Raw genomic sequence first — 11,692 nt, 5'->3', positions numbered from 1 at the left:
CGAACCCGGAAGTTAAGCTTCCCCGCGCCGATGGTACTGCACTCGGGAGGGTGTGGGAGAGTAGGTCACCGCCGGACAATCTTTGATTGGGGAAAGCCCCGACGCACAACGCGTCGGGGCTTTTCTTGTTTGGACGACTATCCGCGGAGGGCGGTTGGTAGTCCAATGGGGGCATGTCCGCATCACCTGAGCCGTTAGGCACGATCAAGGTAGAGGTGCTGCCCGATCCCGGTTATCGGGGCACGCTCGGCCCGGCTGATCTACTGGAGAAGTTCGAGAACCGGGCCGGCGAGCTCGGCGCTTCGATCGGAGCGGTGGCCGAGCGCGTGCGCGCGGCCCTGGAGGAACGCCTGGTCCGGCAGGATACCGAGGCGTGGGCGCTGTCCGAGGTCAGTCTGGCGCTATCGATGAGCCTGGAAGCCGAGAGCGGCGTGGTGATCGCGAAGGCCAAGACCGGCGGCACGTTCCAGGTGTCGCTGAAATGGACCAGAGGCAAGACATGAGCCGCCCCGCGGTCGGGGCGGTGCTGACGCCAGAGCCGCGCGGCACAGCGTTCGCCGTCACCGACCGGTTGTTGCTGACCTGCTGGCACTGCCTGGCGGATCCCAGGGACCGTACCAGGCTGCGGAACGAGCGGGTGGTGGTGCGGTTGGCGCCGGATGTGCTGGTGGAGGGCGTTTACGCCGACCACGACCTGCGGCTGGATGTGGCGTTGCTGGAGCTCGATCCGGGGACGCCGCTGCCACCGGGCTGGCGGCCCGTTCCGCTGGGGCGGGACGCGGAGGCGGCGGGGGAGACGCGGGTGGTGGGGCTGGGGTGGCCGACGCACAATCCGTCCACCGTCGAGCCGCAGTCCTTGCCTGCCCGGGTCGCCGTGCGGCGGACGACGATCCATGACGGCATGCCGGTGATCCAGCTGTTCTCGGATGAGGTGGCGGCACGCATGCGGCCACGCGGGTTCAGCGGCGGGCCTGTGCTGGTAGACACCGTCGCGGGGCAGGTGGCGGTAGGCGTGATCTGCTGGATGCAGGAGGACGACGAAGACGAGGGGCGCGCGGTCGGGGGCACGGTTTACGCCGTTCCCGCCGTGGAGATCATCCAGCGCTGGCCCGAACTGGGGGCGGCGCTCGACGCGGCCGACGAGCTGGCCGGGGACGTCGGCGCGCCCGGGCGCGGGCAGATCGCGAACTTCATCGACACCCACTTACGCGGCAGCCAGGGCACGTTGCCGTTCGCCGGACGGGCCACCGAGCTGGACGCGCTCGACGCGTGGCTCGCCGATCCGGACGCGCCGCCGTACCACCTCGTCTGCGGTGAGGCGGGGGCCGGCAAGAGCACGCTGCTGGTGCGGTGGGCGACGGCGGTGGCGGCGGGCCAGCCGCGGGTGCGGCCGGTGTTCGTGCCGGTCAGCTTGCGTTACGAGGCCACCGGGGCCGGTGAGGTGTTCACGAACCTGCTGCATCGTGTCGCTCGCGTGCACGGGGTCGGCTACGACTACAACGCCGGCGAAGCGCGGGCCAGGGACGCGCTGGCGGCGTTGTTATCCCGGCCGGCACCCGACGGGGTGACGTTGCTCGTGATCGTGGACGCACTGGATGAGGCCGGCTGGGAGCCGGGACCGGCGGACTTTCCCCGGCGTCCGGGGCCGGGCGTGCGGATCGTGTTGTCCGCGCGGCACACCGCTCGCCGGCCCTCGGCCGAGGCGTGGGCGGAGGCGCTCAACCTGCCGGACACCACGGTCACGCGGCTCGGAGCGCTGTGCGCCGATGACGTGGCCGAGCTGCTGCGGCAGGTACGGCCACAGGATCCGGTCGACGAGATCGCCCCGGCGTTGTGGCGGCTCACTCGAGGAGATCCGGTGACGACCGGCCTCTACCTGCGTGATCTGGCGGATCGGCCGCTCGTTGATCTCGCGGCGCTGGAGCGGGCCGCTCCAGGGCTGGATGGATATTTCGCGATGTGGGAGGAGGAGCAGGAGCGGCAGTGGCGGGCCCGCGACGCCAAGCGGCTCAAGGACGGCAGACGGTTGCTCAACCTGCTCGCCGTGGCCGAGGGCCCGGTACGCCTGACCGAGCTCCGCAGCCTGGCTCCCCGCGTGGGCAAGGCGTTGGACGCCGACCGGCTCCGCCAGGCCGTCCGGCTGCTGGACCGGCTGGTGCTGCCCGGTCGCGAGCCCGACAGTTTCCTCATCGCGCACCCGCTCATCACCCGCATGTTGCGTAAACGGCTGGACGGCGACGGCGATCTCGCCGCGTACCGGGAGGCGTACGTCGCCTGGGGGCGCGAGGTCATGGCCGCTCTGCTGGCCCGGGAGCTGTCGCCGACCGCCGTGCCCACGTATCTGGCTCGCCATCTCGCGGCGCATCTGGTGCCCGACGAGGCGGGGGCGGGCGTGCCGATGCGGGAGGCGTTCGCGTTGACACACAGCCTGTGGCGGCGGGCCAGGGAGACCGGCTCGGACGAGCTGGACGGCTACCGCGCCGACGTGCGGCGGGTGGCGGCCCGGGCGCGTGCCGCGAACCAGCGGGCCTTCGAGGCGGGCGAGCGGCTGCCGTACCTGCCCGAGCAGATCCTGTGCGCGGCGGCCCTGGCCGGCGAGCGGGCGGCGCTGGGCACGGAGATGAGCCACCACCTCGCGGCCCAGCTCGTGCGGTACGGGATCTGGCCGCCGGGCCGGGCGCTGTCCCTGCTGGCCAGGGAGGTGTTCGACAGCACCAGAGCGCATGGCCTGCGGAGCCTGTCGCCATACCTCGACGAGGAACACCTGCCGGCGTTGCGGCAGATCCTGGAGAAGTCGGTGGACGCCTTCCCGGAGTATCTCGCCCCGGCGAGTGCCGCCTACGCGCGGCGGCTGCTGGAGCTGGGCCGGGTCGAGGACGCGCTGGCGGTCGCGGAATGGCTGCCCGACGACCACCGATATCGCGGGCTCGTGCACGTGTGGGTGGTGAGCGAGCTGGCGCCGTTGCTGCCCGCGCCGCTCGCCGAGCGGATCCTGATCGACGCGATGGACGCGGTCGGCGTCATGGACACCTTCGCGGCATGCCGGCTGACCAAACAGGTGCCGGTGGAGCTGGCCGAGTCCGCGGGGATCAGGGACAGGCTGGTCTCGGCGATGCAGTCACGCTTCGAGCCGGGGTGGCGGATCGGCGGAGAGGCGTTCGTGGCGGCGGCGCGGTGGTTGTCCCGCGACGTGGTGGACGCCGTGTTCCAGAATGTTCTCCTCGGCCCGGTCACGCTCGACCAGCAGTACGAGCTCATGCCGAGCCTCCACCACGACGGGGTGTTCAGCGTCCTGCCGGCGGAGCACGCCGCGCACGCGGCCGCACGGGTGGTCGCGGAGCTGGACTACACCAAGCGGGTGGTCTGCCTGATGCAGCTGCTTCCGCTGCTGGAGGGGGACGAGCGGGAGCGGTACGCCGAGGTGGCCTTCGAGCAGCCGGAGCTGCTGAGGCACCTGCAGATGGTGGAGCTCGACGTGGTGTGCCCTGCCCTGGCCGCGGCTGGATACGCCGGCAGGGCGCTGCGGGCCGTCGGGGCCGAGGACAAGGACCGTCTCTGGACGTGGCTGATGGCCATGTGGCGGTACTTGACCCGGGAGGAGACCGAGCTGGCGTTGAGCATCACCGTGCACGATGCGGAGGATTCCGTGCCGGACCGGCCTCCGCGCAAGTGGGCGCTGGCCAGGCTGGCCGCTTTCGGGCCGGAGGAGGCCGGGCGAGCGCTCGACCTGGTCTACGACCAGACGGACCGGCAAGGGCTGGCGCCGACGCTGGTGTGGCAGCTGGCCACGTATCTGCCCGAGGGGCCGCTCGAGCCCAACCAGCGGGCGTCGTACCGCGAGCCCTGGTGGGAGCGCTGTACCTATCCGGGGGCATGGCGTTCGTGGGAGAGCGGCGTCAGGCGATACCCCCATCGGGTGGGTCAGGTGCTCGGCGACGAGCCCCTGGACATGCTCTACGCGGCCGCCACCGACATGGACGAGGACGACGTCCCGCACCTGATGGCCCTGGCCGACGCCCAGCCCGATCCTTGGGTACGCCTCACGGTGCTGGCGGCGGGCACCCATCCGCCGCACCCCACAGTGATGGAGGCCATCATGGCCGGGCTGCGGCGGCTGCGTGACGAAGTCGCCGATGAGTCCGCCTACGACGGTTATCCGGCGCAGTGCCCGTGGCTGGTGCGCGGCATCGGCGACTGGACGCCGTTCTTCGTCCGGCTGCTGTCGCCGGCGGCGGCCGAGACCGTCAAGCCGCTGCTTTTCGAAGGGGGCTATCTCGATGGGGTGGCGCGCCTGCACCACTCTCCTTTCGGCAGCGACCACAAGCGGCTCGACGACTGGGCGCACGACGTACTGGCGCTCATGCCGATCCTGTCGGTGGCCGAGATCGACGCCCTGCTGGAACTCAGGGGAGGGGATCCCGGGATCAAGTCGGAGAGCACGCGCAAGGCGTTCGAGGCCGCCGCGGCGAGCGCCCTCGCGGGCTTGGGGGAAGTGGAGCGGGCCTACACGCTGGCGAGCTGGCTCGGGTGGCAGACGCAGCTGATCAGGTCGTCGGCCATGGCGGACATCCTTCCCCAACTTCCCACGGAAGGCCTGCTGGAGTGGGCAGCCGAGGTGCACCGGTACTTCGACGACGCCAAGGACCGGGGGCAGCTGTGGGCGGTGTTCCACGATCGGTGGGCGGAGCTGGGGCGGGAGGAGATGTGGCGGGCGGTCGATCGGTGGACCACCGAGCTGCCGCTCGACAGCCGCGGCGGCGTCATCGCCGACATCCTCTTCTACCGGTCGGCCATCGCCCAGTTGGGTGGGCACGCTGAGGCGGTCCGCATTCTTGATCTGCTGGGAGTGGCGCGCTAACCCCGTTCGAGCAAGGGCTCGATGCGGTACGGGATCTGGGTGGACAGGGCGATCGTGGTGTCCGTACGCTGCACGGCGGGCGAGGCCAGGACGCGGGCGATGACCTCCTGCAGATGATCGGTGCTTCTGGCGACCACCCGGCACAGCAGGTCGTGCTGGCCGCTCGTCCCGTGCACCTCCAGGATCTGCGGCACGGCACGCAGTGCCGCCACCGCCTCCTCCAGCCGGCCCTGGGCGATCTGCAGCCAGACGAACGCCAGGATCGGATGCCCGGCCGCGGCCGGCGACACCGTGGGCCCGAAGTCCTCGATCACCCCGCGTGCGGTCAGCTTCTCCACCCTGGCCTGCACCGTGCCCCTGGCCACGCCCAGGAGGCGGGCGAGCTCCGTCAGGCCGATGCGCGGGTTGGCCCGCATGGTCACGAGCAACCTGGTGTCCAGCTCGTCCATACCGGCCCCTTCCAGGACTGTGCGATTCGACCAGATTATGCGGCTATGGGAGTGCGAAAGTAAGCGTATCGCGCAGCAAAACTACGCGCTCTTGCCAGGAAAAGCGGAACTTGCTGTTATCTGGGCATGTTTGAGGAAGCGCAATACTTCGCCCCGGTCGCGGCCCAGGCCGACGGGTCGGTGGTGGTCGAGCTCTCGGCGTCGCATCCCGGGTTCGCCGACCCGGTCTACCGGGCGCGGCGTAACGCGATCGCGAAGCTCGCGGTCGACTATCGTCCAGGGACCCCCATTCCCGCGGCCCAGTACACCGAGCAGGAGCATGAGGTGTGGGCGATGGTCAGCAGGGAGCTGGCGGTCAAGCACGCCACATACGCCACGGCGGAGTATCTCGACGGCGTGGCCCGGCTGGGGCTGCCGGCCGAGCGCATCCCGCAGCTGGAGGAGGTCTCGCGGCTCCTGGAGCCGCTGACCGGGTTCCGGTATCTGCCGGCGGCGGGGCTGGTGCCGCTGCGGGACTTCTACGGGGTGCTCGCGGACGGGTTCTTCCACTCGACGCAGTACATCCGCCACCATTCGGTGCCCTTCTACACGCCGGAGCCGGACGTCGTCCACGAGGTGATCGGGCATGCCAACGCGCTCGCCAGCTCCCGCTACGCCGCCCTGTACCGCCTGGCCGGTCAGGCGGCGCGGCGGGTCGAGGGGGAGGAGGCGCTGGAGTTCGTGTCGAAGGTGTTCTGGTTCACGCTGGAGTTCGGGGTGATGGAGGAGCGGGGCGAGCTCCGGGCGTACGGGGCGGGGATTCTGTCGTCGTACGGGGAGATCGAGGAGTTCCGCGCCATGGACATCAGGCCGCTGGATCTGGCGGCCATGGGCACGACGCACTACGACATCACGAAATATCAGGACGTGCTGTTCCGGGCCGACTCCTTGGAGCACCTGGAAGACGTCGTGGGTGGCTTCTGGGACACCTGTGACGACGACTCGATCGCGAAACTGCTCGCCGCCGTCTAGCGGCGCATCGCGCTTCTTCGTGATAATGCCCGGGTGATCAGGGGCCGGCGGCAGGCGTCAGCACGGGTGGTGCTCGCGCTCGCCCTGGTCCTGTCACTGGTCACGGCGCCCGTGGAGCCACGTCCCGAACGGCCCAGAGGTCCCGTGTGGGCGGTGCCCGTGGCCCGGGAGGCGAGCCTGGCGTGGCTCGAGAGCATTGCGGCCGAGGAGGCCGTGGGGCCGATCCCGGCCAAACAGATCACCAAACGGCTCGACCGCTATCTGGCCGGCCGCCCTGGGCCGGTCACCGCCATGGTCAAGGACCTGGCGACCGGGCGGCTCTACCGTTACCACCCAGGCGAGCGGCTGATCACCGCGAGCAGCGCCAAGGTCCAGATCCTCATGGCGTTGCTGCTGAAGACGCCGTGGAAGAAGGTGCCCGAGGCGGTCAGGCGGGACGCCGAGCTGATGATCCACTACAGCGACAACCACGCCGCCGACCGGCTCTGGTTACGCATCGGCGGGGCGTCCGGATTCACCAAGGCCGGGCGGCGATTCGGGCTGAAACACACGCAGGGCGTCCCCGGTGACTGCCTCGACCTGTATTGCTGGGGCATCACCCGGACGTCGGTGGACGACCAGATCCGGCTCATGAGCGCCCTGGTGTCCGGCAAGAGCCCGCTCAAAGGCGCGGAGCGCGAGCGGGTGCTCGGGCTCATGGGCAAGGTCGTCGACGGCCAGGACTGGGGCATCAGCGCCGCCGCGTGCCGGGGCGAGCGGGTAGCGCTGAAGAACGGCTGGCTCAAGCGCGTCTCGACCAAGCGCTGGGCCGTGATCAGCGTGGGCCTGATCAGGGGCGACGGCCACGACTACGCCGTGGCCGTGCTCACCGAGGGCAGCTCCGACGTCGGGTACGGGATCGCGACGGTCGAAGGCGTCGCCAAAAGGATCATGCAGGACTTCCGGTCATGCCCGGAGTGACCAGCCGGTAGCCCACGCCGCGCACGGTCTGGATGAGCTGGTCGTCCTCGTCGCCCAGCCGTGCCCGCAGCCGCTTGACGTGCACGGCGATCGTGTTCGTCGAGGTGGTGGCGGCGGTGTGCCACACGTTGCGCATGATCTGCTCGCGGGTGACCGTGCGGTCGGCGTTGCGCATGAGGTATTGCAGCAGCTCGAACTCCCGCAGCGGCAGGTGCACGGCCCGCCCGCCCACGCGTACCTGGTAGGCCTGCACGTCCAGCTCGACCCCGCCCACGATCAGCACCTTGCGCGACTCGGGCGAGGACGCCTGGATGAACGGCAGCAGCTCAAGCACCCGATAAGGCCGGGCCACGCAGGCGGCCGCGCCGGCCGCGAGAGCGCGCACAGCCTGCTCGGCGTGCCCCTCGCCGACGCCGAGCAGCACCGGTACGGCTCGCGCGAGCCGTACCGCGCGCACGAACTCGACCGCGTCGATGACCGGGAGCGTGGCCGAGACGAGCACCACGTCCGGCTGCAGGGCTCCCGCCTGCAGCAGCCCCTGAGCGCCGTCAGGCGCGCCGGTGACGGCCACGCCCTCGCGTTCGAGGGCGGTGGCCAGTGCCTCGACCACGGCGCTGTCGGGGTCGGCGATGAGCAGTACGGGCTTGGTCCTCGTGTCCCCGTGCATCGTGGATGCCGCCTGCTGCTGGGTCATCAGCCGAAGCGTCCCGTGATGTAGTCCTCGGTGCGCTTGTCGGATGGGTTGGTGAAGATGCGGCTGGTCTCGTCGTACTCCACGAGGCGGCCGTGCCGCACGCCCTTGTCGTCGACCTCGGCGGTGAAGAACGCGGTGCGGTGGGAGACGCGAGCGGCCTGCTGCATGTTGTGCGTGACGATCACGATCGTGTAATCGCGCGCCAACTCCTGCATCAGGTCTTCGATCTTGGTGGTGGCGATCGGGTCGAGGGCCGAGCACGGCTCGTCCATGAGGATGACCTCGGGGCTGACCGCGATGGCCCGCGCGATGCACAGGCGCTGCTGCTGACCGCCGGACAGGGACAGGGCGTTCTGCTTGAGCTTGTCCTTGACCTCGTCCCACAGGGCCGCCCGGGTGAGCGCCTGCTCGACCAGGTCGTCCATCTTGCCCTTCGTGCCGTTGACGCGGGGGCCGTAGGCGATGTTGTCGTAAATCGACTTGGGGAAGGGGTTGGGCTTCTGGAAGACCATGCCGATCCGGCGGCGTACCTCGATGGGGTCCACGTGGTCGCCGTAGAGGTCCTCACCGTGGTAGAGGATCTTGCCGGCCGGGCGGGCGCCGGGGATGAGGTCGTTCATCCGGTTGAAGCACCGCAGCACCGTGCTCTTGCCGCAACCGGAGGGGCCGATCATGGCGGTGATCTCGCGATTGCCGATCAGCATGTCGACCTCGCGCACGGCCTCGTAGTCGCCGTAGAAAACGCTGAGGTCGGAGACGGTGAAGACCGGATCCAGGGCCTCGAGGTTTCGGGGGGCCTCGGGGCCACGGACGGTGACGTTCGCCATGGGGGTTCCTATCTCACTCATATCTTCCTTCACCAGCGCTTCTGATAGCGGTTGCGGAGCCAGATCGCCACCGAGTTCATCAGCAGCAGGATCAGCAGCAGGATCACGATCGCGGCGGCGGCCAGGATGTGGAATCCCTCACGCGACTGGGAGATCCAGTTGAAGATCTGGATCGGGAGGACGGTGTAGCTGGCGAAGATGCCGTCCGGGTTGAAGCGGATGAAGGACACCGCACCCAGCATGATCAGGGGAGCGGCCTCGCCGATGGCCCGGGAGAGGGCCAAGATCGAGCCGGTCGCGATGCCGGGGATCGACGCGGGCAACACCTGTCGGTAGATCGTCTGCCACTGCGTGGCGCCCAGTGCCAGCGACCCCTCCCGGATGGACGGCGGCACCGCCCGGATCGCCTCACGCGAGGCGATGATCACGATGGGGAGCACCAGCAGGCCGAGGGTGATCGACGCGGTGATCACGCTGAAGCCGAGGCCGATCGTCCGGGCGATGATGCCCAGGCCGAGGATGCCGTAGACGATCGACGGGATGGCGGCGAGGTTCTGGATGTTGAGCTCGATGACGCGGTTGTACCAGCGGGTACGGTCCGCGTACTCCTCCAGGTAGATCGCCGCGGCGATGCCCGTCGGAATCGTCATGACCGCGGTCAGCGAGATGACCCAGAGCGTGCCCGTGATGGCGGACTGGGCGCCGGCGATCTCCGGATTGCGGATCGACGGCATGTTCTCCCAGAGCCGGGCGTCGATCCGCGGCCAGCCCTCCACCAGGACGAAGGTGAGGAGGGCGACCAGGAAGATAAGCGCCAGCGCCAGGCTGGCGAGCAGGAGCATCCGGAACAAGATTTCCTTGACCGGGCGCCCCTGGCTCGCCAGTTGCACGGCGGAGCGCGGCGTCGAGAGAACTGCCATTACTCGTACACCTCACGATATTTCCGCACCAAGCGGGCGCTGACGTAGTTCATGACGAACGTCATCACGAAGAGCAGGGCGCCGACCGCGAAAATGGTGTTGTAGTCGACCGTGCCCACCGGCACGTCGCCCGAACCTGCCGCGGCGATGAACGCGGCCATGGTCTGCATCGCGACGCCCAGGTCGAGGGTGAAGTTGGGCTGACCGCCGCCGGCGATGTAGACGATCATCGTCTCACCCGCGCCCCGCGAGATCGCCAGGATGACGGCCGCGACGATGCCGGAGAAGGCCGCGGGCAGCACCACGCGGAGCGAGGTGACCATCCTGGAGGCGCCGAGGGCGAAGGAGCCCTCGCGCAGGCTGTTCGGCACCGACGTCATCGCGTCCTCCGACAGCGACGCCACGATCGGAATGATCATGAAGCCGACCACGAGACCCGCGCTCAGGGCGTTGAAGATCTCGATCTCGAACCACAGGATGTTCCGCAGCAGCGGGGTGACGAAGCTCAGCGCGAAGAACCCGAAGACCACGGTCGGGATGCCCGCCAGCACCTCGAGAACCGGCTTGAAGATTTTCCTGACGCGTGGCTTGGCGTATTCGGACAGGTAGATCGCGGCGGCCAGGCCGAGTGGGACGGCGACGACGATCGCGATGCCGGTCGTGATGAGGGTCGCGCTGACCAGTGGCAGCACGCCGTAGCTCGGGGGTTCGAACAGCGGTCCCCAGTTGGTGGAGGTGAAGAACTCCACCACGCTGATTTCCCCGAAGAACCTGATCGTGGGCTCCAGGAGGGAGAACACGATGCCGACCGTGGTGGCGATGGAGACCAGGGCGGCCAGCAGGAGGGTCGCCTTGATGGCCATCTCGCCATAACGCGGGCGCGACCGCGCCAGGGACTGGGGAGTCCCCGGCACGGTCGCGGAGTCGCGAACCGCCATCAGCTGCTCTTCAGCGTCGACAGGTCGGCCTTGAGCTTGCTCTCCTGCTCCGTGTTGAGCGGGATGAACTTCGCGTCCGTCGCGATCTTGTTGATGTTGGCCACGTAGTAGTCGAGGAAGGCCGCGACCTCCGGCCGCTTGACAGCGGCGGTGGACGGGTAGATGAACAGCGGCCTGGCCAGCGGCTTGTAGGTGCCGTTCTGCGCCGTCTCGACGCTCGGCGCGACACAGCCATCGCCGCCGTCGACCTCAACGGCCTTCAGCTTGGCGGCGTTCTCCTCGAAGTAGGTGTAGCCGAAGTAGCCGAGGCCGCCCTTGCTGCCCTCGACGCCCTGGACGGTGACGTTGTCGTCCTCGCTGGGGCTGTAGTCCTTGCGGCTCGCGCCCTCTTCACCGTTGATCTCGTCGGTGAAGTAGTCGAAGGTGCCGGAGTCGGTGCCCGGGCCGAAGAGCTTCAGCGGCTCGTTCGGGAACTTGGGGTCGACCTGGTTCCAGCTGGTGATCTTCTTCTCCGCGCCCGGCTCCCACATCTTCTTGAGCTGGTCGACGGTGAGGCAGGTGGCCCAGGTGTTTTCCTTGTTCACCACGATGGTCAGCGCGTCGGTCGCCACGGTGAGCTCGGTGTACTTGATGCTCTTGGCGTCGCAGGCGGCCTTCTCCTCGTCCTTGATCGGACGGGAGGCGTCGGAGATGTCGGTCTCGCCGTTGCAGAACTTCTCGAAACCGCCACCGGTGCCGGAGGTGCCCACGGTCACGTTGACCTTGGCCTGCTCCTCGCTGAAGAACTCAGCGGCGGCGCTGGTCAGCGGGGCGACCGTGCTGGAGCCGTCAACCTTGACCTGCCCGGCCAGCTCGGCGGGGGCGCCCTGGCTGGCAGGGGCGGAAGCTGTGCCCTCCCCGGCGGGCGGAGTGGTGTTGGTGCCGCCACAGGCGGCCGAAAGGCCCACAACGATGGCGGCCGTCGCCACCGCGCTGAGGCGGCGCTGTCCACGGGTCACGGTATTTCCTCGTCCCTAGTGAGATCTTTACTTCGAC

At 69.1% G+C, this 11,692-nt stretch carries 10 protein-coding genes and 1 rRNA gene; 5 read left to right on the top strand and 6 right to left on the bottom strand.

Annotated features, from left to right (window positions below; genetic code table 11):
• The 3 genes from rrf to Q9G87_RS56675 all read left to right on the top strand — a co-directional run.
• Window positions 1–77 (top strand): 5S ribosomal RNA (gene rrf / locus Q9G87_RS56685); the annotation flags it as partial.
• 138 nt (window positions 78–215) lie between these two features.
• Window positions 216–503, top strand: a complete 288-nt coding sequence (locus Q9G87_RS56680; RefSeq protein WP_305925002.1) for a CU044_2847 family protein — start codon at window positions 216–218, stop codon at window positions 501–503.
• The gene (locus Q9G87_RS56675) at window positions 482–4,858 is read left to right on the top strand and encodes a trypsin-like peptidase domain-containing protein (RefSeq protein WP_305925001.1); all 4,377 of its coding nucleotides are present in this window, start codon (window positions 482–484) and stop codon (window positions 4,856–4,858) included. Before Q9G87_RS56680 ends, Q9G87_RS56675 begins: the two co-directional genes overlap by 22 nt.
• On the opposite strand, the gene Q9G87_RS56670 is transcribed toward Q9G87_RS56675, so the two are convergent.
• The gene (locus Q9G87_RS56670) at window positions 4,855–5,307 is read right to left on the bottom strand and encodes an Lrp/AsnC family transcriptional regulator (protein WP_305925000.1); all 453 of its coding nucleotides are present in this window, start codon (window positions 5,305–5,307) and stop codon (window positions 4,855–4,857) included. The genes Q9G87_RS56675 and Q9G87_RS56670 overlap by 4 nt on opposite strands.
• Window positions 5,308–5,433: 126 nt before the next feature.
• Here Q9G87_RS56670 and Q9G87_RS56665 point away from each other — a divergent pair, with 126 nt between their 5' ends.
• Together Q9G87_RS56665 and Q9G87_RS56660 are read left to right on the top strand one after the other, a co-directional pair.
• On the top strand, window positions 5,434–6,318 hold the full coding sequence (locus Q9G87_RS56665; protein ID WP_305924999.1) for a phenylalanine 4-monooxygenase: 885 nt from the start codon (window positions 5,434–5,436) through the stop codon (window positions 6,316–6,318).
• Window positions 6,319–6,351: 33 nt separating this feature from the next.
• A complete protein-coding gene (locus tag Q9G87_RS56660; RefSeq protein ID WP_305924998.1) occupies window positions 6,352–7,278 on the top strand; it encodes a serine hydrolase in 927 nt (308 codons plus the stop codon).
• Here Q9G87_RS56660 and Q9G87_RS56655 read toward each other — a convergent pair.
• The 5 genes from Q9G87_RS56655 to Q9G87_RS56635 are packed head-to-tail and all read right to left on the bottom strand — an operon-like array spanning window position 7,247 to window position 11,655.
• Window positions 7,247–7,972: a response regulator transcription factor gene (locus Q9G87_RS56655; protein ID WP_305924997.1), complete on the bottom strand. Its 726-nt coding sequence runs from the start codon at window positions 7,970–7,972 to the stop codon at window positions 7,247–7,249. The two genes, Q9G87_RS56660 and Q9G87_RS56655, sit on opposite strands and share 32 nt — an antisense overlap.
• Window positions 7,972–8,799, bottom strand: coding sequence for a phosphate ABC transporter ATP-binding protein PstB (pstB, locus tag Q9G87_RS56650; RefSeq protein ID WP_305925003.1), 828 nt, complete (start codon window positions 8,797–8,799; stop codon window positions 7,972–7,974). The genes Q9G87_RS56655 and pstB overlap by 1 nt, the downstream gene beginning before the upstream one ends.
• 29 nt (window positions 8,800–8,828) lie before the next feature.
• Window positions 8,829–9,719 (bottom strand): phosphate ABC transporter permease PstA, encoded by an 891-nt coding sequence (pstA, locus tag Q9G87_RS56645; RefSeq protein ID WP_305924996.1) that lies wholly within the window; start codon window positions 9,717–9,719, stop codon window positions 8,829–8,831.
• Window positions 9,719–10,657: a phosphate ABC transporter permease subunit PstC gene (pstC, locus tag Q9G87_RS56640; protein ID WP_305924995.1), complete on the bottom strand. Its 939-nt coding sequence runs from the start codon at window positions 10,655–10,657 to the stop codon at window positions 9,719–9,721. The genes pstA and pstC overlap by 1 nt, the downstream gene beginning before the upstream one ends.
• Window positions 10,657–11,655, bottom strand: coding sequence for a phosphate ABC transporter substrate-binding protein PstS family protein (locus tag Q9G87_RS56635; protein ID WP_305924994.1), 999 nt, complete (start codon window positions 11,653–11,655; stop codon window positions 10,657–10,659). The genes pstC and Q9G87_RS56635 overlap by 1 nt, the downstream gene beginning before the upstream one ends.
• Between the last annotated feature and the right edge of the window lie 37 nt (window positions 11,656–11,692).

Origin of the sequence: Nonomuraea turcica (assembly GCF_030718205.1) — a bacterium.
Classification (GTDB): domain Bacteria; phylum Actinomycetota; class Actinomycetes; order Streptosporangiales; family Streptosporangiaceae; genus Nonomuraea.
The sequence above is the reverse complement of the archived record's forward strand: the minus strand, read 5'-3'. Positions and strand labels throughout refer to the sequence as shown.